Below are 21,409 nucleotides of genomic sequence, written 5' to 3' on the forward strand. Positions count from 1 at the left end.
GGCTCATAACGCAATGAGTTTCAGAGCATCTCAATGAAATGGACTTTGGACGTTAGTCCGTTTTCAAACGCTCAATAGACTGAAAATGTTCCCTTATGCTGAATGGTTGTCCATTTTTATCTGTCAGACTTCTGGAAGGAGACAAAATATTGTGTCAATGAGGTAAAAATTACAAATAGTATGCACACTATGAGTATTTTGCGTGTTATTATATAAATGTTGTTAAAATTTAGTATTTGGGATTCAATTATTCGTGAAAAAAATTTCTTGTAACTATGATTAGTTGTCATGCTGGTAGCCATCGGATTGACCCCAGCAAGCTCCTATGCAGATTCCTCTTCATCGGCTAAAGAATCTTCCCCACAGTCTTTTTTTCCAGCATATTCTTCAATTGCTAATTCGGATTCACTATTGAGCGGTTTGACGCTTGAAGAATATAATGAAGTTATCAAAAATGCGAAACCCATAGAATCAATTGCTGTTGAAAAAGAAAAGACTCAACTCGATCAAAAGATTTCTCCTATGTCATTGGGAGCATGGTCATTTAGTCACCATTCTCGAGACGATGGGGCTATTTACTCTAATAAGTTTTCGGTTAATAACGCAGCTATCCTGAATTTCCATGTAGTACAATGGGCAGATGGTAGTTCTTGGTCTAGCCCTGAAGTAGGTTACCTGCTCGTGAACAAAAATTATCTGGGAGAGGTTTTTGCCGTTTATGGAAGATATACAGATGAAAATAGGGATTTTTAAATTAAAGCTCCAGGTTTTGGACAATATCAGGTAATGGTACTTAACCTCAATGATTATACGATTTCAGGAAATGGATACGTTACGTTTTAATACTATTTTATTTAACGATTATTATGTTTTTTTATGAACTCGTTGTAATACTAATATTTTTTAAAATACGTAATACATCTTTTGGGAAGGGAGGTGTGTGCGTGTGAACAAGCGACTAAGAACAAGTGTTGTTGTCTTAGGTCTAACTGTTCTTATCGGAGGGGTTATAACCGTCATTCAAAGCCAAACTTTTGCTAATGAAATTAAAACTGAGGTTAAAGTAACCGGCGATTCTAAAACCAGTGTAACCAAAACTGAGACTAAGGCAACCGATGATTCTAACTGGCTCTCACCAGAGAGAAAGAAAGAACTAACGCATCTAGCTCAATCTAAACACCCCCATGTCCTGTTAACTGAGCACGGAGATTTTTATCCCGTTAAGGTCCCAAACAAGTTTCAAAGCGATCAGGTTGCAAATTTGGATAATAAGGGGGAAGAAATAACTACTAAAACAAAGCAGGTCATTTTAAGAAATTTCACCTACGAAAAAAAAGAGGAAGAAAACTAATTTTCCCAGAGAACGCTCGAAAAAATGAGCGTTCTTTTTTCTAGCTTCAAATTTAAAATTGCTTCGTATCATCTTCCCATAATCCTATTTCTGTAGTTCTAAACGATTGAGGAACGTTCATCCAGAAATTCGGACGGCGAGCAGCCTGTCAACCGTTTGAAGATTCGATGAAAATAGGAAACATCACTATATCCCACATACTCCGAAATTTCACGAATCGTTAGCCGGGACTCGGTCAGCATGTAGATGGCGGTTTTAATACGTTGTGTATGTACATGCTCACTGATCGTTTGGCGTGTTACCTCACGCAGCAGCGTCGCGGCATAATTGGGGGTTTTACGGATGGCGTCGCCAAGCTCCTCCTTGGTTACCTTTTCCCGGTAATGGTTCTGGATATACTGTTTCATATGTTCTACATGTCGCTCTCGATCGCAAGAAATGGCGCCTTTGTCCCATTCCTGATTCATATATATCATTGCCTCGGTCAGCAGACAGTCAGCCATCATGGTGTAGTAGCTTGGGTGTTCAGTCCATTGATAGTACATCGACTTGATCCGTTCATGCAGCATATCGTAGCATCCAGGTTTGATCAACAACGGCTTGTCAGTATTCAGTATAGGAAGTGTGCTGTTCGTACATGTTTTGCGGCAATGTATCACATACTTGGTATGAAAAAGCGTAGGAATGCTCTTGCCATAGTAATCCAGATGACCGGGTAAAAGCAGTGTTTCACCCTTACCGAGAATGAATTTGCAATCGTTCACCCAATATACACATTTGCCAAAGGTGACCAAAATGAACAGTAAGTCATCGTTGTCGCTATTTGCACTAGCCTTTTCATACCAGTCCACACCGTTGTCCTGCCGTATATCCACCAATGTAATCACGAAACTCACTCCCCGATGTCTTCAACATTCATTATACTGTAGTACATTCATCATACTATAGTTCATAGTCTTGGTGCACGGGTACAGGTAGAATAGAGCCATATAAGTTTAATGTAGATAGAGAAGCAAAGTGGAATAGAAAACCATACAGTAAAGACATTCAGGAGGATGACATTACTATGCTTAAAACTAAAATTATTTGTACTATGGGACCTGCCTGTGACTCCATTCATTTGTTAAAAGAAATGATTCAGGCTGGTATGACTGTAGCCCGCTTGAATATGGCTCACGGTGAACTGGAAGATCACGTTAAACGTATCGAAAATGTGCGGCAGGCTGCGAAGGAAATGAATACCTTTATACCTGTCATGATGGATATTAAAGGACCAGAAATACGGATTGGCAAGCTGAGAGAGGCATCTTGTCTGTTGAAACCAGGTAGCCAGCTCATTCTGACCACAGAAGAGATTCTAGGGGACGAGCATCGTATTTCAGTGAATTACCCGGATATGCCGAAGGACATCAAACCAGGCGACCGCATTCTCATTGACGACGGTTTGGTTGATCTGACTGTAACCTCCATCGAGGGTACGGAAATGATTTGTAATATTGTAAGCGGCGGTATTTTGAAGCCGAGAAAAGGTGTAAACCTGCCAGGGATTCATACAACCCTTCCAGGCGTGACGGAGCGAGATGTGAGGCACATCCAATTTGGGGTGGAGCAGCGCGTTGAGCTTATTGCGGCTTCTTTTGTGCGTAAAGGCGACGATATCCGTGAAATCCGTGAGATTTTGAAGGGGCATCATGCTGAGCATGTACAAATTTATTCCAAAATTGAAAATGCTGAAGGCATGGAAAACCTCGATGATATTATCGAAGCTTCCGATGGCATTATGGTAGCCCGTGGCGATCTGGGCGTCGAAGTGCCGATTCAAGATGTGCCTGTGATGCAAAAAGAAATGATAGACAAGTGTAATCTGGTCGGCAAGCCCGTTATCGTAGCTACCCACATGCTGGAATCCATGCAGGTGAACCCGCGTCCGACGAGAGCTGAAGTTAGTGACGTGTTTAATGCTGTTATGCAAGGAGCCGATGTTGTTATGCTGTCGGGCGAATCTGCTGCAGGTAAATATCCTGTCGAGTCTGTACGGACTATGGCCGCTGTAGCTGCCAGAGCAGAATCACAATTCGATTATCAGGAGCAGTTCGATAAGCGCAGAGCACGTCAAAGCACCAACATTACGGAAGTGATTAGTCAGGGAGCGGTGAGTTCGTCCCTGGAACTGGATGCGAAAGCGATTATTACGTCGACTGCCAGCGGATTCACGGCACGTATGGTATCCAAATATCGTCCGAAGGCACCTATTATTGCGGTTACTCCGAATAATACGGTATTCGCTAAAATTTGCCTGTTATCCGGTGTATTCCCGATCAAAGGGGATAAAGTAGCTACAACGGATGAAATGTTTGAATCCTCCATCCGTAACGCCCTGAATGCAGGATATATCCATAAAGGGGATACTGTAGTTCTGTCGGCAGGTGTTCCTGTCGCTGAGGCAGGTACTACGAACTTGATCCGAGTATATCAAGTGTAAGTTAAAAAAAATATAGACAAGCCAAAAGGCGCTGGCCCTCCATGGGTTCAGCGCCTTTTTGACATGAATTCGGAAGCATCTCTGAGGGGTCATGGACTACGGCGTAAAGCGGGCCAAGTGTGTCACTGCTTACAGCCCGAACACACTTTTAGCAACGACCTGTGTCAATTCTGCCTTATGGGCTTCGTATTGCTCAGGCGTAATGCTCTTATTGGCCAGTCGTTGATCCAACTGCTCCGTTAACTGAGCTACCTGTAAATCAACAACAGCCTGTGCGTCCTGTTTATTGGATTGTGCAATATCTGCCAAGGTTTGACCGTTATATAGCGCATCATACAATTGCTCATCCGAGGATGCGCCCAGTGTTTTCAAAAGTTCATCATCCTTGGAAGCTTCATTATCCTGTACCTGAGGGGCTCTCTCTGGAGCCAGTGTAGCAGCATTAGCCCGACTTCCCCAAGTAGAAGACTGCCCAATAGATAACGCCAGCAACAGTGTACAAATGACCATAATTCGTTTTCGATTCATAAGTGTAAATCTCCTTTGTGTTTCATTCAATTTCTGCCAGGGTGGAGCCTTATATGGATATCCAACGGGAGTAATGTTTATGCCTTTAGCCGATCCGGCTTTATGTAATTACCAGATTCTAATATACATCATACACACCCAATCTTAGCGCCAGCTTAATACTCGTTTAAAATAAACTAAAAGAGGAGGATGTAAACAGGTAACAGCAAAAAAAATTCATCGATGCTCGTAGGAGGGCTCGTACGATGGATGTGATCTATCCTTCGGTCCCTATTTTTTTCTTTGACCAGATTTTTCGTATCCCATGCATACAGAGCAGCAGCAGAGGCAGAAAAAGGCCCATAGATAAGGAAAAAGGTGTCCATATTTTTGCATCCCAGGATTGCTGGTATGGGACATTTGGGTATATGATCACCGACATGACGATCAGGATCATTCCGATAGGGAAGATCAGCGGACGATCATCTTTTAGATTAAAGATTTGGCTAATGGCTATCATAATCGATTGCATATACAGAGCCAGCCTGAAAAAGAGCGAAATAAACCACATAGCGGCCATGATCGCTTCAATACGCTGAAGAAAATTTCCAATGTTTATTTTTTGGGCTAATGAATAGCTCGGATACATACTTCTTGCTGTTAATTCATGGCCGAAAACCAAAACGGCCAATACAATGACCACAACCAAAATCAACCCGCCAATCAGTCCCCCTGTTAAAAAAGCCCTGCGCGCTTGATCGGGCTGATCGACAAACGGAAAAATCATGAGAAAAACAATATGGGTCAGAAACGCAATACTAATAAAGGACAAGGCGGCAGACCAAACAGGTCCGCCTCCCTTCTCCAGCATCGGTTGGGCGTTCTCCAGTTTGATATTGGATACGACTAAAATGACAAAAGCTGTATACAGCAAAATGAACAAGGGAAACAATAGTTCAGCAGAACGGGCTACCGTTTCCAGTCCCAGGCGCACGCCCATCAATACAATGAGCGCAAAGAGGATGTTGACCGCTTGCATCGGCGTTTCCGGCATCATTTGAGTAGTCAAAAAATTCCCCGAATCATACAACACCGCAGCAGGACCCCCCAGAAAAAACATAACCATAAACAGCAGAGCAACAGACTTCCCCAACCACTTGCCCAAAAGGGTCTCCATGATTTCAATCAGGGTCATCTGTGGATACAGGATGGTAATCGTGTTGTACAGCCATATCAACAGCAGCCCGGAGCCCACTCCGACGAGTGCTGCGATCCATGCATCCTGTTTAGCAGTGGCGGCCATAACGGAAGGGATGACGAGGATTGCAGTGCCGATTGTAAATAATATCGTTAAGATCAACAATTGCCGTGTGGAGATTTTAACTTGCTTAGGCACCATCTTCACCTCTATCTTCACGTTTATCATCCGGCTTGTTATTCTTCTTTGTCCCCAACCTTTTCAGGGCATGTATACTGAGCAGCAGTAAGGGAAGAAACAACCCGATTGATAGTGAATAAGGAACCCACGTCTTTGTATCATAGATTTGTTGATATGGGACATTGGGATACACGATGACGGACATGATGACTAAAATCATCCCGAGAGGAAGCACCAGTTGCCGGTCGTTTTTCAAACGAAAGATTTGGGCTATTGCTGTCACAGTAGTGTGCATGTACAGCGTGATTCTGAAAAAGAGTGAAATAAACCACATGGTAGCCATAATTGCTTCGATACGCTGTAAAAAATTGCCGATGCTAATTTTTTTGGCTAACGCATAGCTAGGATAAATATTTCTTGCCGTTAAATCAGGACCTAATACAAAAACTGCCAGTGCAACCACCACGACCAACATTAATCCGCCAATCAGGCTGCCTATGAAAAAAGCTTTACGGGTTTGATCGGAACGATTTACAGAAGCCGGGAAGATCATGAGCAGAATAATATGAGGTATAAACACAGTGCTAACAAAGGACAGGGCAGCAGGCCAAATAGGTCCCAATCCCGCCTCTAATACAGGTTGAATGTTTTCTAATTTAATATTGGACACCACTAAACCTGTAAAAGAAATATAAAGAAGAGTAAATAACGGAAACATCAGTTCGGCAGAACGGACCAGCACTTCCAGCCCCAGCCGAACAGCCAACAATATAATAAGCGCAAAAAGGATATTTACCGCTAGAATTGGTGTTTCTGGTATCATTTGAGTAGTCATAAAATTCCCTAAATAAAATAAAACGGGAGCGGGAGCATTGATGAAAAGTGTGGTGAAAAACAGAAGACCGACGGCTTTGCCTAACCATTTTCCGAGCAGGGTTTCCATAATCCCAATCAGAGTCATCTCTGGATACAGAGCTGCAATCTTGCTGTACAAATACAAGACAAGGAGCCCGGCCCCGACCCCGACGAGCGCGGCAATCCACGCATCTTGTTTGGCTACCAACGCCATGCCTGAAGGAATGATGAGGATTGCACTCCCGATCGTAAATAGAGCCGTTAATATCATAATTTGGCGTGCTGAGATTTTGATCTGTCCGGGCACCTATTTCACCTCGTCTTATTTTATTAGACCGATATGGGTCAGGAAATCACTGAAAGGTCTATATACCGCTGTTATCCAATCCAGAGGAGTTGGAATAAGCCAGTTTAATGCCTTGGCGCAGCAAATTCCGACGGCAAAAAGGAGAAGGATGGAGAATAACCAAAGCTCTTTTTTTAACCCCTTTTTCCACATGTAGGGGACCTCGATCAAGCTGATTGCAGCAGCGGTTAGTAATATGCCCAGAACTTTCACCATATGAGATAGCATCTTGGGAAACACCTTCTTTTGTAGGGTAAGGTTCTATACAGGAGCCAGATCCCCCGCCGTATCTGACAAGGGATTTACTCCTTAATATCATTCAAAAATGAGCTGCCAATCGTGCCCAAGCGCCGAATCTTGAAATTGACCTTGATATTTACGGGTAATTCTGCAAAGTGCTCATAATCCCAATTTTTTTTAATGGATTTCCAGGTTCTCGGGTCAGCGCGGTGAATGGCTTCACCGAATCCGAAAATGTCAGCTTTGTATGATTTTTGAGCTTTTCTGACAGCCATTTTCATAATCTCTTCTATCTTTTCTTCCTCTTTCTTCTCAATGTCATAAATCGTCCCCACCTGGGTCAGATCCAGGTCATTACACTCGACTTCTCCCACGTTGGCCTCAACCTGCATTTTTATATTGACCTGGGGCTCCCCCCTATAAACGTTCCCTTTTATAGTTGTTTGGGTACGAATGATTTCCGAAACGACTTTGCCGCCTCTGGGGCAAGCTACAAAGCCGACAGAGCTCTGCACTTTGCCGCGGATGAAATTGTAGCCTCTACTTTCAGTTTCATTTAACCACCCGATTAATCGATCTTTTCTAAATACAGCAAGTCCGGAATACTGTAATCGGGCGGATGGGGCGATCTCTTGCACATTGCCGCTTGTTTCTCCCGTTTCTTTATTGCCAACGATTCGGAGTCCTGTCAAGACAGGCTGCATTCCTTCACTGGTGAGTGCTGATACCAATTCATCCAAAGTTACTGTCGTACTGGGTGACCAGTTTTTTTGTGATGTTTCCAGAGAGGAGAAAAGGTCGTTTGCGGGAATCGGATCTAAAGGTGTCATGATTTTTAACGTATCCTCCGCACTAGTGCCCTTGGACACTACAATATAAAAATCGGTTCGGAACTGATGATATCTGGAGAGTAAATCTAAAGATTTCGCCATTCCTTCGGTGGCCATCGATTCACCGATTACACATATACGCAGATGAGAAAAATACATTCTCCGGGGGCTAATCGTTGTTATTTTTCGGATCGCTTCAAATATGGTATCCGCTTCTTCTGTATACAAGGTGGCTGGAGCACCACCGCCTGCTCCTTTTTTGGCCGATGCTTTTCCAGGGTCCACCACTTGGAGAGAGACCCGGAATTGATCTCCTTGTTTATCAATCCCCATACCAACGGCGATGGCAAGTTCATTCAACTCCCTGCGATTCCAACAGCCCGTCAGAAGTAAAACGAGTGCAAGAATCAGGCACAGAATCGCTATCTTCCGCTTCATGATTATCCACTCCTTTCCGACTGTTTCTCTTTTCTTTTATTCCCTTGATTTGCGAGGTGGAGCGCTGTTTCGACGTTTGACATTCTTCTGATCGACTAACCGTGGACGTGAAGTCATCATCCAGTGAGGAAACCGAAATATGGTGTCTTTGGTGTCCGTCGGTATTAGAGGTGCAAAAGGAGTCATATAGGGAACACCGAACGAACGAAGGCTGCACATATGCAGGACCAGGGCAATGCCTCCAACGATAATCCCGAACAGCCCAAAGGAAGCGGCAAGTCCCATCAAGGGGAACCGCAGCATACGAAAAGCGATGGACATATTATAGGCAGGGAGAACAAAGCTTGAAATCGCCGTAATCGATACGACAATAACCATTGCTGCAGATATGATGCCCGCCTCGACGGCAGCTTGCCCGATGACGAGTGTGCCTACGATAGAGACGGCTGCCCCGATGTACTTCGGCATACGAACTCCAGCTTCCCGCAATATTTCAAAAGTTAATTCCATCATGAGTGCTTCGATAAAGGCGGGGAAGGGAACGGCCTCCCGCTGTGCTGCCAGACCGATCAGCAGTGAGGTCGGCAGCATTTCCTGATGAAACGTAGTGATGGCAATATATAGGGACGGACCTAACAGGGAGATAAAAACTCCGGTGTAACGAAGAACCCGGATGAAGCTGCTGATGTCCGCACGCTGATAATAATCCTCCGCCGCATGCAGGAAGGAAACAAACAGCGCAGGTACGACAAGCACAAACGGGGTCCCATCCACCAGGATCGCGATTTTTCCTTCCAACAGCTCGGCGGCGATGACGTCTGGACGTTCGGAGTTATATACTGTTGGAAAAGGGGTGAAAGTTTCGTCCTGGATTAACTCCTCGATATAACCGCTTTCGAGAATGCCGTCTACATCAATGCGATTCAATCGCTCATGCACTTCCTCGACCAATTTAGGGTTCACGATCCCTTTGATATACATGACAGCGACTTCGGTCTGGGTTACACGACCGATTTGTTTGGTTTCCAGCCACAAATTCGGATCTTTAATCTTACGCCGAATCAATGCCGTATTCGTGCGCAGTGTCTCAGAAAATCCTTCCCGCGGCCCACGGACGACATTTTCCGAGGCAGGCTCGGTGACACCGCGATCCTTCCATCCACGTGCGCTGGCTACTATTCCCTGTGTCTCACCGTCAATCAAAATGACAGCATCCCCGGACAACAGCGCGTTATATAAGGTTTCAAAGTCGATAATCTCCCGGATGCTTCCAATGGTTAGGGCATAATCTTTCAATACTTGCATGACACTAGAGGAGTTCTGGAGCCTGCACTCTACGTCTCTGGACAAGCTACTATCCAGCATCATCGATTCCATAATGAAGTCGGAGACTATATTTTTGTCCGCCAAACCGTCCGTATAGAGAATTGCAATGAGCTGGTCACCATCTTTGCCGATACGAACTTCTCTTATGATGATGTCAGTGCTGTTACCGAGTGCTTGTCTGATTTGCTGAAGATTGCTTCCGATATTCGCACTGAGCTGCTCTCCTGAATGCTCAGACTTACTTTCGCTGTGCTGGACTGGCGGCTTTTTAACTTTGTTAGGGGGGGTTCTTTTCCGAAAACGCATGAACGTTCTCCCTCTCTTTGAGGATACTTTTTAATCCAGTATGGACGCAGGGGTCTCCAGATAAACTTACTGCTGAAATTTCGATGGGGGAGATACAGATATGAAAAAAACCTCCTTCACAAAAGTGAAAGAGGTTTTAGACATCTACAACCATTACAATTTAGGGTTTTTCCCATACTTATTGTCGCCAGGCTGACTGTCTTGGCATGTGAATACAATCAAAATAATTGACCCTACCAGAGGAATCAGAGCGATTAGAATCCACCATCCGCTTCTGCCTGTATCATGCAGTCTACGGGCCAGGACGGCCAAGGATGGCAGCAGGACAGCCAAAGAATAAATGTAAGTCAATATCGGTGATAAGCCAACAAGACTATCGATCAGACTGATTACAAAGCTAACGATTACACTAAATAGGATAAACATCCAATACTCTGTACGTCTTGCTCTACCTTGGAATCCTACATAGTTTTTTAATGCATTTAAATACCATTGCATATATTTTTCACCTCCTTATAAAATCTAAACGGTTCTTTACAGTATCCGTAAAATTGTCCTTTTAGGTATATCGGCAGGAAACATATAAAATTTTACTTGTAAAATTATAACTTTAAACTAGAAATTTACGCAATACATTTATTAATGTTAATAATTCGATGAATAATTTATAAAAATATAAAATTACATATTGAATTTTCCATATCCATTGAATAATATAGAGGTACGGTTAACCGCTAGGTTTGAAACGTCCTTCTTAACAGAAGGTGCTTTTATTTTCAAATCAAGTGAAAGCGCTTTAATGATGAATAGGAGGGATGAGCAACATTAAATTCGAGGCTGAAGAAGTTAATACAAACATAATCCTGACCGCTTTCTCAATATTTTTTTATGTTATCAGGGATGTTCAAAACGAGAGGAGATTGATTTATGAAGCAATCATTTGTTCGTAAAGTAACGGCAGCTTCACTGGCAGGTGCACTGTTGTTGCCTGCTTCTTTGGTAGGCGCCGAGCAAACACTCAATTCAGATACAGATGGAATTCAAAATGTGGGGCAAACTTCCCTTCAAGCTCAAGACCTAGAAAACTTTTCAATTCAAAGTAAAAAGGCTGTCTCTTTCAAGGAGACTTCCGTACATGATCCATCCATCCTGAAAGTGAAAGACACATTTTACATTTTCGGCTCACATCTGGCGGCTGCCAAGTCCAAAGACCTCATGAATTGGGATACGATTGCTACAGGAGTGGCGAATGGTAATGCATTGATTCCCAACGTCAAAGAAGAATTAAAGGAAGCACTGGATTGGGCACAGACAGACACCCTGTGGGCAGCTGATGTCATTCAACTGGCAGATGGCAGGTTCTATATGTATTATAACGCTTGCAAGGGTGACTCACCGCGTTCAGCAATGGGCCTAGCAGTTGCTGATAAAATTGAAGGGCCTTATAAGAATAAAGGCATTTTTCTAAAATCCGGCATGTGGGACCAACCGAGTGAGGATGGGACGATCTATGACGCAACCAAGCATCCAAATGCCGTAGACCCGGACACCTTTTATGATAAGAACGGCAAACTGTGGATGGTTTATGGCTCTTACTCAGGAGGCATCTTCATTATGCAGATGGATGAAAAAACAGGGAAGCCGCTCCCTGGTCAAGGCTACGGTAAAAAGCTGACAGGCGGTAATCATGCTCGTATGGAAGGGCCGTACATACAATACAGTCCGCAAACGGACTACTATTACTTGTTCCTGTCCTATGGTGGATTGTCAGCGGATGGCGGATACAACCTGCGGGTGGCTCGGTCCAAAACACCGGATGGTCCTTTCTACGATGCTGAAGGCAATGATATGATCAAGGTCAAGGCGAATCCTGATAAACCACTTTTTGATGACGCTTCCATTGAACCATACGGTGTCAAACTGATAGGTAATTACCTGATTCCAAGAGAAATTGGTGATCCGGGTACTGGACTGGGTGCAGGTTATGTGTCACCCGGACACAACTCGGCTTATTATGATCCCAAGACGAAAAAGCATTTTGTCATTTTCCATTCCCGTTTCCCGGGGAGAGGCGAACAGTTTGAAGTGCGGGTACATGAAATGTTCATGAACGCTGACGGTTGGCCTGTGGTTGCTCCTTATCGTTATTCGGGAGATGAAGATTCACTGAAAAAGCTGTCAGAAAAGGATGTCCTCGGTCAATATTCGTATGTAAATCACGGGAAGGAAATTTCGGCAAATATTAAGCAAGCCGTTAACGTCAGTCTGGATAGTGGCGGCAAGCTGTCTGGTGGAGTGAACGGTACATGGAAGTTGGGGGCAGGCAATCAGCTGGAAATTACAGCAGAGGGCACGAATTACAAAGGTGTATTCCTGCGGCACCGTGATCCAGACACAGGTGCCAAGACGCTTGCTTTTACCGCGTTGTCCTCCAAGGGTGTTGCGGTATGGGGTTCGCTAAAGCCTGACCTGAAGGCCAGCAAGATTGTAGCTGCTGTGCAGAAGGATCTGAGCCTGGGCGATACGAGCAATGTTCTTTATAATCTGACGCTACCTACTCAAGCAGCACAAGATACCACTATTTCATGGGAATCCACCCACCCGGAGAATATTTCTGTGACAGGTGAAGTATACCGTCCAGAAGCCGGCTCTCAGCCTGTAACAGTTACATTGACAGCGACCATCAAAAAGGACAAAGCCACAGCTAAGAAAAACTTTACAGCCATTGTTCCCGGGCAGGCCCGAGGTCCTCAGCTCGCACGCTATTCGTGGAGTGAAGATCAAGGAACTTCGGTTGTCGACAGCACATACAATCAATTCGATGGTAAGACCTATGGTGGTGCTGCATGGGATAAAGACGGGAAGCTTGGCGGTGCGCTTGTCCTAAACGGTAAGGATGGTTACGTGCAACTACCAAATACAGTAACAGATGCGAAGGATTTTACCTTTTCCGCTTGGGTGAACTGGAAGGGCGGTGCAGCTTGGCAACGGATTTTTGACTTCGGCAACGGCCAAGCCCGGCATATGTTTCTTACCCCTTCCCAAGGAAACGGTGTGCTCCAGTTTACAATCCATGAGGGTACGGATCAAAGCTTGCTTTCCAAATCATCATTACCTCTAAACCAGTGGACGCATGTAGCGGTTACACTGAAAGGGAATACAGGAAAGCTGTATGTAAATGGTGAGGAAGTAGCCGTTAATGACAGCATTACCTTTAATCCCAATGAGTTGCTGACGAGCGAGGCTTATCTCGGCAAAAGCCGCTTTGCCGCCGATGCTTACTTCAATGGCAGCCTGGATGAAGTTCAAATGTATAACAAAGCGCTGACAGCAGAGGAAATTAAAGCACTGGCAGAATTGTAATTCAAAATGAGCAAATAAACGCAGGAGATGAGCTTTTAGTAAGAAGTTCGTCTCCTGCACAATGTTTTGTATATTTATTTCTTGATTGCTGGTATAATAGGAAGCAACTGCGGATATAATGTTTTAAGTAGGCGTTAATGACTCACTCCCGCCGAATGAACACAGCTTTGAAGCAGCAATAGAAGACATAAGCACTCTGCATAAATTAAATTCACCAGTGCTTGCGTTTTCAATACACTTATGGTAATATGAGTATATTGAAATTGTGACCTGAGATTCACATATTGTAGAGGGTTATTGTTTTAGGTTGAAATAACCTTGTGCAATATGTGAATTTTTATTTGTCAAAAATAAAGGTCATATAAATACATTTTGGAGGTAATTCCATGCAAACAGGTACAGTTAAATGGTTTAACGCAGAAAAAGGTTTCGGTTTCATCGAGGTTGAAGGTGGAAGCGACGTATTCGTACATTTCTCCGCAATCCAAGGCGAAGGTTTCAAATCTTTGGACGAAGGCCAACGCGTAGAATTCAACGTAGTTGAAGGAAACCGTGGACCACAAGCTGAGAACGTTGTAAAACTGTAATTTAAAATTACAGCCTACTTCAGATGCCCCGAACATAGCGTTTGGGGCATTTGTTTTTATCTGTTCACAAGACCGTTTTTGAACTGATTACATCTTATCGCTTTATAAATCATGAAGAAAGAGGGATGTTTATGTACAATTCACGGAAAAAGCCAATGGATGAGATTCCTGAGGAAATTACAACTGTCTGGAATTGCGCCAGCGATACATGTAACGGCTGGATGCGGGATAACTTCGCTTTTTCTGTCGAGCCGACATGCCCCATTTGCGGTTCTGCCATGGTGAAGGGCGAGAAAAAGCTGGCTGTTTTAAATAATACGAGCTTTAATCATACCAAACAATCCTAAACGGATAAATGTTTGTAGTGAAAGATGCCCCATAGCCATTAACGGCGCTGAGGCGTCTTTTTTGTTTTTTATAAATATGAATTATACATAAGAATGAACAGGTTTTCAATTATGGTGTGGAGGATGGGGCTAGTATGCTCAGTAAGATAGAATTAAATTCGGGTAGCGCTTCGTAAAATACACCGTGCCCGCTTCGTTCGAAAGGAATAAGCTTTGATCCGGCAATTCCTTTTTGAGTTTGGACAGCCAGGGGGAAAGGACAGACCCGATCCAGCTTGCCGTGTAGAATCCAAGTAGGCACGTGTATACATGGTAGGTCAGCGCGCAAATCAGAGTCACGCAGTGAATACAAAGTACAAGCCATGCTATGAACTGTAGCCGCGAAACCCTGATCACGTAACCAATCGCGTAAGCTCTGGCTAACGGGATTGGCAAACAACATCTCGCCAAAAGAAGTTACCAGTTGTGGACGATCTGTATAGGCTTGTTTGATGAGTTTATCTACCTCTGTGACAGGAGTACCGTAAGGGAAGTCGCTGGTTGGGGTGAATCGGGGCGTAGCTGCTCCGATCAAGATCAACTGATTGACGCCAAATCCCCGGTGCCTGCTCATGTAGCGTGTGACCACAGCTCCCCCCATCGAAAAACCGATCAGCCGTACCTGGTTTAACTGAAGCGCCTGCATAACAGCCAGCAGATCGTCCGCCAATCGATCATAATTGTATCCATGCCATGGTCGATCAGACTTGCCGAACCCCCTAAGATCAACCTGAATACAGCGATACCCGTAAGCAGGCAACAAGGCGGCCTGATATTCGTACATTCGGTGATCCAGCGGCCAGCCGTGAACCATCAGAACAGGGATGCCTTCTCCAATATCCTCGACATACAGCTTCACGCCGCGTTCCACCTCAATATAATATCCCATCGTGTTCACCCCTTTAGAAATCACGAAATTTCATTCTCTCTCACATATATGTAGCCAGGGCTTAGCTCATTCGAAAAAGGGATGAGACTGTCACGATATAAGCATATATTATGTTAAAAAATGTATGTCATCCTAGATAGGGATGGGATATAATTATGGAATGAAACAGCATCGGGAGAGTGGAACAATGACACCATCAAAAACATTAAAATGGATTACAGGCGGATTGGAGCTGTTTTTAGCTATTCCCGTTTTGGGCGGGCTGCTCGTCGTAAATTCCGCGTATACTATATTGTTCTTTATGCTGATTTTCCACATTGTTACGTTGGGGCTATCGGTGACGAATAGAGAGTCTTATTATGGATCTATTTTAGGGATCGTGACCTCGGTTATTGGATGGATTCCGATTGTGGGCTGGTTGATGCATTTGATCTCAGGCATATTTTTGATGATTACCGCAGCCCAGCAGCCGCGTGATCAGTATCGTAATCGCAATCCTTATGATGATTATCGCTACTAGGGGATGTGTGGCGATACAAAGATGAAAGATCCTGTTGAACAGGGTCTTTTTTTATTTATGAAATCTCCCCATGATTATGGTGTTGTAGTATTTGCCATCTGAAAGAACCTTATCGTTTTTTAATAACCCTTCGATCTCAAATCCATGTTTTTTATAGAGCTCAATGGCTTTATCATTCGTTTCCAAAACTTGTAGAGTTATTTTCTTGATGCCATTGGAGTCAGCCCAAGAAATAGATTTTTTTAAAAGATACGTCCCGATCCCATAACCCCAAAAATCCTTTAGTACGCATACGCCAAATTCAACTTTATGAGAGAATCTGCTCAGAACATGGCCCTCACATCTTGAAAAGCCGACGATTTTATCATGAACTACCGCAACTAAAAATAGGTTTCTGTTATTCTCTGTATCTGATTCAATGAGCTGTTCAAAACCGGATGTACTTATAAACGCTTCTCCCTTCTCTCTGTCTAAATTTTCAGTCTCTCCATCAATCAGCAAACGGATTTCAGACAAATTCTTCGCATCTTGAATCATGGCAGATCTGATCGTATAGCTCATTCCTCGTATATCAAATTCCTGTTTATTTATTTTCATTACATTCTCCTTATTATGAATTTTAGTGAAAAATGACCTCTGGATCATGTTAGTCTACCACATATTATCTTGTTTACATGACAAATAAGCCTGTCTCCTTATGTTGTATCGCAGCAGGGGACAGGCTTATTGATTTCTCTATCCGTACAGGGAAGCCGGATAGAGATTTATTATACATGGGTGGCTTTAGCTATTTCTGCTTAGCAGAGGCTTTAGCTGCATTGGTTTTAGCAGGAGCCTTGGCTGCATCTCCTTGGGCAGGAGCTTTACCTGCATCCGCTTTACCGCCATCTACTGGTGGTTTGGAGGGTTTTACGCCATTCACCATATCTGTCATCATTTTTTTTAGATTAGAGACACGTTGGTTATATTCAGTTGCTGTAATCTTGCCGTTTTGTTTTTCCGTAGCCAGTTTCGCTTTCATATCTGAAACCATCACATCAATAACGGAATTTACGCTCACGCCTTGTGCTTTGGCGATCGTAGCAAGGGATTTACCTGCTTTCAACTGTGTATCCAACTGACTGGAGGACAATTTCAATAATTTCAGGAGAGCTTTGTTCTCAGCATAGTTTCCTCCTGCGATTTTAGGGCCGTTAGCATCGCCGGGGTTACCCTTAGGTGTCTGTGCTTTGTCTGCGATGGGAGCCTTCTCAGGTGTAGTTGAAGCAGCATGGGCTGCGCTTGTGGAGTACAGTGCCCCGCCTCCTAAAAATGCCAAGGCCATCGTTCCGGCCAAAATTGCTTTCTTGGTGCTCTTCATCTTCATTTTCCACCTTTCGGTTATGGTTTGTTTGGTACGTGATACATCATAAGGGATCAACTTGAATGCTATCTGAGTGCAAGCTGAGCATTTACTGAATGAAATTTGGAGAGCGAGACTAACATTTTAGTAAGATGGTACTTGTATTACGTGTATTAAGTGATATAATACACTACAGGCACAATAGATGCAGCCGATTAGGGGGAAACACCCATGGAAGAACAACGGGTTGGCTCGTTCCGATTTTTAATTGACTTCAGCCAGCCATTATATGAACAAATATTAAATCAAGTACGAAGCTCCATTGCTAAAGGGGAGATCGAAATGGGAAGTAAAATGCCATCTGTTCGTGATCTGGCGCAGGAATTACGCATGAATCCAAATACTGTGATGCGGGCGTATCAGGAGCTGGAGCGGGACGGATTGACTGAGAAGCGGCGCGGGTTAGGCACTTATGTTACTTCGTCCAGTGAACGGATTGCCAGCTTTAGGGAACAATTGGCCATAACATATATAGAGCAGTTTCTCGGACAGATGAGCAGCCTGGGGTTATCGTGGGAAGATGTACAGCAGTATATAAGAAGCAAACAGGACGGAAATGACGAGGGAGGAGGCGAAGGGGCATGACGGAATCTATTGTGGTTGCGAGTCATCTGACGAAGCAATATGAAAGTAAAAAAGCGCTGGACCACTTGGATGTCGTCATTCCGGCGGGACGCATTGTAGGGGTGCTTGGACCCAATGGCTGTGGGAAGTCCAGCTTTTTTCGAGCAATCACCGGATTAATTCGGCCAGATGGGGGCGAGCTTCAGGTGTTGGGGCAAAAGCCGGGTTGGGAAACCAATCGTGGTATATCCTACCTGCCTGACCGGGCTCGCTGGTACCCCAATCATACGGTGCAGCAGACACTGGAGTGGGGGGAATCCTTTTTGCCTGGCTTCAATATAAAAGATGCCTATAAACTTGCTGATCATATGGACGTGGAGTTGGAGTTGAAAATGGCCGGGTTGAGTCGCGGACAGGAGGCACGTGTGCTACTGATTTTATGTCTGGCGCGTGAGGTTCCACTCATGATCCTGGATGAACCGTTTGCGGGCATTGATGTCCTCTCCAGAGAAGCGATCGTGGCCGGGATTATTGATTATTTGGAGGGTCGCCAGCAGTCTATACTCATTAGCACGCATGATATTCAGGAAGTGGAAGGCTTGTTTGACTACACGGTCATGATGGACCGCGGACGGGTTATATGGTCTGGTGATTCGGACGATCTGCGTGCAGAGCATGGCTCGCTGAATCAGGTGTTCCGCAATTTGTACAAAAAGGAGTGGAAGGCGTGAATTCATCAGGGCTGTTCAAAGATTTGATACGCCATGAATTTCGAAATAAAGGAAGCTGGAGAAAGCAGAGCCGCAATCGACTACCGAGATCGTGGAGACTTGTGTATTTCTCATTATTTCTAATTGCGGCGTTCGTTATTTCCTTGTATTTCGCGCTTCATAACCAACTCGAATTGACAAGGCTGTGGTATGTCACCCTGGGTTTGCCGTACATGATCATTTTCATGGGTGTGGGAAGTCTGAGAAGAGAATGGGAGAATGACACCTACGGATGGTGGCTGACTCTGCCCTATCCGCGTATGTGGCTGATTAGCGCCAAATGGATTGCTGCTATTTTACAAGCCGTGGTCGTGACCTTGTCCCTGTTTGCGGTAGGTTCTCTGTACGCGCTGTTCATCTCATCCACCATCCAGCCTTATACGTTTGCGGATGCAGCGTCCTTTATTATAGCTGGATTGAACTGGTTTGTGATGATTATCGCCTTCACACCGTTGGTTATTGCGCTGGGTCTGCTGACGGCCAGTACCAAATACAGCACCTTGCGGCCGATTAGCCCGATACTCTGGATTCTTTTAATGGGTGGCGGGAGTGTCTTTTATTGGTCAGGCGATCAGGGGCTTTATGAGCAGTTTGACCATGTTCAAACAGGACAATGGTTTTCTTTTACCTGGCATTTCCCGATTGCGGTGTTGATCAGTTGGGTTGCTGCATATGTATTAATCCGCTTGAGCGCTTATCTACTGGAGAAAAAACTGTCGATTTAGGCTAGCGTATCTATAGGATCTATGAGGAAGGAGTTTCACCATGACGACGATATTTATATATGCATTGTTGGCTGTTTTGGTGGGGCTGATGATCTGGTTGAGAACCAAAAGACGAGGGGGGCCGGTAAAAGGAAACGGAATCCGGATTCTGCTCCCCTTGTTTATCGCATTCCCGCTTATGATGATGTCTGTGTACCAATTAATGCATATTCCCGGTCAAACGTATGCGCCCCCCGCCTTTTGGGAACTGCTGGTTGCCGGGCTATTAGGGGCTCTGTTTGGCTATGTTATTTTGCTGCATACGGCGTATGAAAGACGGGATGACGGTCGTATTTATCCCAAGCCGAACCAATATTTTAAATATATTATTATCGCTATTATCTTGATTCGCGTTGTTTTGACCCAGTACCTCAGTAGTCTGGGTGCGACTGAAATTAGCATGCTGGCAATTACGATGGCGCTGGTGTATATCTCAATCTGGCGAATTGGAAGCTTTATCAAGTTTCGGAGAACGTTATCCGTATAACAATAGCAATGGGGTTAACAGCGGCTTACTATTCAAAAAGCGTTTATTCGCTTGATGATAGGAGCCGCTTTTTTTGAGTTTCGGCATTAGCAAATTATCATACATTGTTATTGCTCCCCATATCCTTTATTCTAAGGCTTGTGGCTTGCATTGTAGCAGTACAATTATAAATTTTTGAAAGGAGGGTTATTGAGGTTTCAAAAGATTTAAATGGGGTTTAAAGTTAGATAGGCGGGGAAAAGTTGCTTTTTGCGATTAGGTGTAACTATATAAGTTACATAAAAGAAAATTGTCTTCCATATTTTATTTTATAGGTTGAGAGGGGTTCACATTCATGAAAAAACATACGGTTACTGCTGCACTCGCTGGTTTGCTTGTTCTGTCTTCTGCTGTACCGGCTTTAGCAGCCGAGGTAAAACCTACTACGGGTATTCAGGTTTGGGTAGATGGCAAGAAGGAGGCTTACAAAATTGCGCCTATCGTGAGAAATAAGCAGGTCTTAATTCCCTTGAGACAATTGGCCTCCAGTTTGGGAATTCCAATGGATGCCAAGCATATTACGTTCAATACGGCGCGACAAAGCACGACTATCCGATATGATCAGGCGACGGTTGTACTGGTGTCAGGCAGTCCGGAAGCGCAAATCAACGGGATTAAGGTACCGCTATCCACCTCGACCCTATTGACCAAGCAAGGGGTAACTTATGTACCGGTTGATGTCGTCAAAGAAGCATGGGGCAAGCAAGTGATTTGGGACCCGGCTAGCCAAACGGTGCAAATCGGGGTGAGTAATAAGGATAAGGTCGTTGAAATCGTGAAAAGCTTTGAAACCGGAGATACGAAAGCGGCCGAGACCTGGATCAGCAAAGATCAGTACATTCAGCACAATCTGAGCTTTGCCAGCGGAAGAGATGCCTTGCTGCAAGGAATTAGCCAATTGAAGCAAGCTGGTACAAAGGTTGAAATCCATCGTGTGCTTCAGGATGGGAATTTTGTAGCTGTTCATTATAAAACGACAATTGCAGGTAAATCAAGCATTGTCTTTGATATTTTCCGCTTCGATAGCAATGGTAAAATCGTTGAGCATTGGGACAATATTCAGGACTCGGCTCCAGCTAATCCAAGCGGACGTACAATGATTGACGGAACAACACAGATCACGGATCTCAACCAAACTGAGACGAACAAAACACTGATCCGCAAGTTTGTGGATGATGTCCTGGTTGGCAAAAATCGTGCTGCATTGGAAAGCTACTATAACGGTGATCATTACATTCAGCATAACCCTCTTTTTGGTGACGGTGTATCCAATTTGAAGCAAGCATTTTCCGCAGCGGGAAGCCAAGGAGCTTCTTTTGGATATGGTCAGGTTCACATGGTTATTGGAGAAGGCAACTTCGTGCTGGTTGTGAGTGAATTGACATCATCTAAGGGAACTTCAGCCGCTGTCTATGATCTGTTCCGGGTAGAGAACGGTAAGGTAGCAGAACATTGGGACGTAGTTCAGGAGGTTCCAGCTAAAACAGAGTGGAAAAATACAAACGGTAAGTTTTAAAAAAAGTGAGTTTGGGGTATGGCCTGATTGGCACGCTTTCCCAACCGTCCTGTTCCTGTTAAA

General features: G+C 44.3%; 23 protein-coding genes. 12 read left to right on the forward strand and 11 right to left on the reverse strand.

The window, feature by feature from the left end:
* The first annotated feature begins 288 nt into the window (after positions 1-288).
* Positions 289-753 (forward strand): hypothetical protein, encoded by a 465-nt coding sequence (locus MKX30_RS23840; protein WP_341063645.1) that lies wholly within the window; start codon positions 289-291, stop codon positions 751-753.
* Between the two features lie 193 nt (positions 754-946).
* The gene (locus tag MKX30_RS23845) at positions 947-1,351 is read left to right on the forward strand and encodes a hypothetical protein (protein WP_076295734.1); all 405 of its coding nucleotides are present in this window, start codon (positions 947-949) and stop codon (positions 1,349-1,351) included.
* Positions 1,352-1,449: 98 nt separating this feature from the next.
* Here the strand turns inward: MKX30_RS23845 and MKX30_RS23850 are convergent, their stop codons facing one another.
* Complete coding sequence (locus MKX30_RS23850; RefSeq protein WP_028541943.1) at positions 1,450-2,238, reverse strand: helix-turn-helix domain-containing protein; 789 nt, start codon at positions 2,236-2,238, stop codon at positions 1,450-1,452.
* Between the two features lie 179 nt (positions 2,239-2,417).
* On the opposite strand from MKX30_RS23850, the gene pyk reads away from it, so the two are divergent.
* Complete coding sequence (pyk, locus tag MKX30_RS23855; RefSeq protein ID WP_023986598.1) at positions 2,418-3,833, forward strand: pyruvate kinase; 1,416 nt, start codon at positions 2,418-2,420, stop codon at positions 3,831-3,833.
* Between the two features lie 129 nt (positions 3,834-3,962).
* On the opposite strand, the gene MKX30_RS23860 is transcribed toward pyk, so the two are convergent.
* The 7 genes from MKX30_RS23860 to MKX30_RS23890 all read right to left on the reverse strand — a co-directional run bounded on the left by MKX30_RS23860 (position 3,963) and on the right by MKX30_RS23890 (position 10,557).
* Positions 3,963-4,361: a hypothetical protein gene (locus MKX30_RS23860; RefSeq protein ID WP_023986599.1), complete on the reverse strand. Its 399-nt coding sequence runs from the start codon at positions 4,359-4,361 to the stop codon at positions 3,963-3,965.
* A 256-nt stretch (positions 4,362-4,617) separates the two neighbouring features.
* Positions 4,618-5,757, reverse strand: a complete 1,140-nt coding sequence (locus MKX30_RS23865) for a GerAB/ArcD/ProY family transporter (RefSeq protein ID WP_308457640.1) — start codon at positions 5,755-5,757, stop codon at positions 4,618-4,620.
* On the reverse strand, positions 5,729-6,880 hold the full coding sequence (locus MKX30_RS23870; protein ID WP_338533122.1) for a GerAB/ArcD/ProY family transporter: 1,152 nt from the start codon (positions 6,878-6,880) through the stop codon (positions 5,729-5,731). The genes MKX30_RS23865 and MKX30_RS23870 overlap by 29 nt, the downstream gene beginning before the upstream one ends.
* Before the next feature lie 15 nt (positions 6,881-6,895).
* Positions 6,896-7,147, reverse strand: a complete 252-nt coding sequence (locus tag MKX30_RS23875; protein WP_023986602.1) for a hypothetical protein — start codon at positions 7,145-7,147, stop codon at positions 6,896-6,898.
* A gap of 74 nt (positions 7,148-7,221) precedes the next feature.
* A complete protein-coding gene (locus MKX30_RS23880) occupies positions 7,222-8,427 on the reverse strand; it encodes a Ger(x)C family spore germination protein (RefSeq protein WP_023986603.1) in 1,206 nt (401 codons plus the stop codon).
* A gap of 36 nt (positions 8,428-8,463) precedes the next feature.
* Positions 8,464-10,059: a spore germination protein gene (locus tag MKX30_RS23885; RefSeq protein WP_076295736.1), complete on the reverse strand. Its 1,596-nt coding sequence runs from the start codon at positions 10,057-10,059 to the stop codon at positions 8,464-8,466.
* Positions 10,060-10,212: 153 nt separating this feature from the next.
* Positions 10,213-10,557 carry a DUF805 domain-containing protein gene (locus MKX30_RS23890; protein WP_023986605.1) on the reverse strand — a complete coding sequence of 115 codons (345 nt, stop codon included), beginning with the start codon at positions 10,555-10,557 and terminating at the stop codon, positions 10,213-10,215.
* Between the two features lie 429 nt (positions 10,558-10,986).
* Between MKX30_RS23890 and MKX30_RS23895 the strand changes: the two genes are divergently transcribed.
* From MKX30_RS23895 to MKX30_RS23905, 3 genes are all read left to right on the forward strand, one after another.
* Complete coding sequence (locus MKX30_RS23895; RefSeq protein WP_341063647.1) at positions 10,987-13,422, forward strand: LamG-like jellyroll fold domain-containing protein; 2,436 nt, start codon at positions 10,987-10,989, stop codon at positions 13,420-13,422.
* Positions 13,423-13,808: 386 nt separating this feature from the next.
* Positions 13,809-14,009: a cold-shock protein gene (locus tag MKX30_RS23900; protein WP_007428290.1), complete on the forward strand. Its 201-nt coding sequence runs from the start codon at positions 13,809-13,811 to the stop codon at positions 14,007-14,009.
* Positions 14,010-14,140: 131 nt separating this feature from the next.
* Entirely contained in the window at positions 14,141-14,356 is a 216-nt protein-coding gene (locus MKX30_RS23905) for a cold-shock protein (protein WP_013308357.1), read from the forward strand.
* Between the two features lie 109 nt (positions 14,357-14,465).
* Here MKX30_RS23905 and MKX30_RS23910 read toward each other — a convergent pair whose 3' ends face one another.
* Positions 14,466-15,284: an alpha/beta fold hydrolase gene (locus MKX30_RS23910; protein WP_023986607.1), complete on the reverse strand. Its 819-nt coding sequence runs from the start codon at positions 15,282-15,284 to the stop codon at positions 14,466-14,468.
* A gap of 187 nt (positions 15,285-15,471) precedes the next feature.
* On the opposite strand from MKX30_RS23910, the gene MKX30_RS23915 reads away from it, so the two are divergent.
* Complete coding sequence (locus MKX30_RS23915) at positions 15,472-15,804, forward strand: hypothetical protein (RefSeq protein WP_341063649.1); 333 nt, start codon at positions 15,472-15,474, stop codon at positions 15,802-15,804.
* Between the two features lie 51 nt (positions 15,805-15,855).
* On the opposite strand, the gene MKX30_RS23920 is transcribed toward MKX30_RS23915, so the two are convergent.
* Both MKX30_RS23920 and MKX30_RS23925 read right to left on the reverse strand, forming a co-directional pair.
* Positions 15,856-16,401, reverse strand: a complete 546-nt coding sequence (locus MKX30_RS23920) for a GNAT family N-acetyltransferase (protein WP_023986608.1) — start codon at positions 16,399-16,401, stop codon at positions 15,856-15,858.
* Positions 16,402-16,591: 190 nt separating this feature from the next.
* Complete coding sequence (locus tag MKX30_RS23925) at positions 16,592-17,164, reverse strand: hypothetical protein (RefSeq protein ID WP_258297471.1); 573 nt, start codon at positions 17,162-17,164, stop codon at positions 16,592-16,594.
* 213 nt (positions 17,165-17,377) lie between these two features.
* Between MKX30_RS23925 and MKX30_RS23930 the strand changes: the two genes are divergently transcribed.
* The 5 genes from MKX30_RS23930 (at position 17,378) to MKX30_RS23950 (ending at position 21,346) form a co-directional block, all read left to right on the forward strand.
* Positions 17,378-17,791, forward strand: coding sequence for a GntR family transcriptional regulator (locus MKX30_RS23930; protein WP_258297472.1), 414 nt, complete (start codon positions 17,378-17,380; stop codon positions 17,789-17,791).
* Positions 17,788-18,501: an ABC transporter ATP-binding protein gene (locus tag MKX30_RS23935; RefSeq protein WP_023986611.1), complete on the forward strand. Its 714-nt coding sequence runs from the start codon at positions 17,788-17,790 to the stop codon at positions 18,499-18,501. The genes MKX30_RS23930 and MKX30_RS23935 overlap by 4 nt, the downstream gene beginning before the upstream one ends.
* Positions 18,498-19,265 carry an ABC-2 transporter permease gene (locus MKX30_RS23940; RefSeq protein ID WP_068938334.1) on the forward strand — a complete coding sequence of 256 codons (768 nt, stop codon included), beginning with the start codon at positions 18,498-18,500 and terminating at the stop codon, positions 19,263-19,265. Before MKX30_RS23935 ends, MKX30_RS23940 begins: the two co-directional genes overlap by 4 nt.
* Before the next feature lie 40 nt (positions 19,266-19,305).
* A complete protein-coding gene (locus tag MKX30_RS23945) occupies positions 19,306-19,791 on the forward strand; it encodes a CcdC protein domain-containing protein (RefSeq protein ID WP_068938333.1) in 486 nt (161 codons plus the stop codon).
* A gap of 334 nt (positions 19,792-20,125) precedes the next feature.
* Complete coding sequence (locus tag MKX30_RS23950; RefSeq protein ID WP_028541953.1) at positions 20,126-21,346, forward strand: stalk domain-containing protein; 1,221 nt, start codon at positions 20,126-20,128, stop codon at positions 21,344-21,346.
* Positions 21,347-21,409: the final 63 nt, after the last annotated feature.

The organism is Paenibacillus sp. FSL P2-0173 (assembly GCF_038008045.1).
GTDB lineage: Bacteria > Bacillota > Bacilli > Paenibacillales > Paenibacillaceae > Paenibacillus > Paenibacillus polymyxa_B.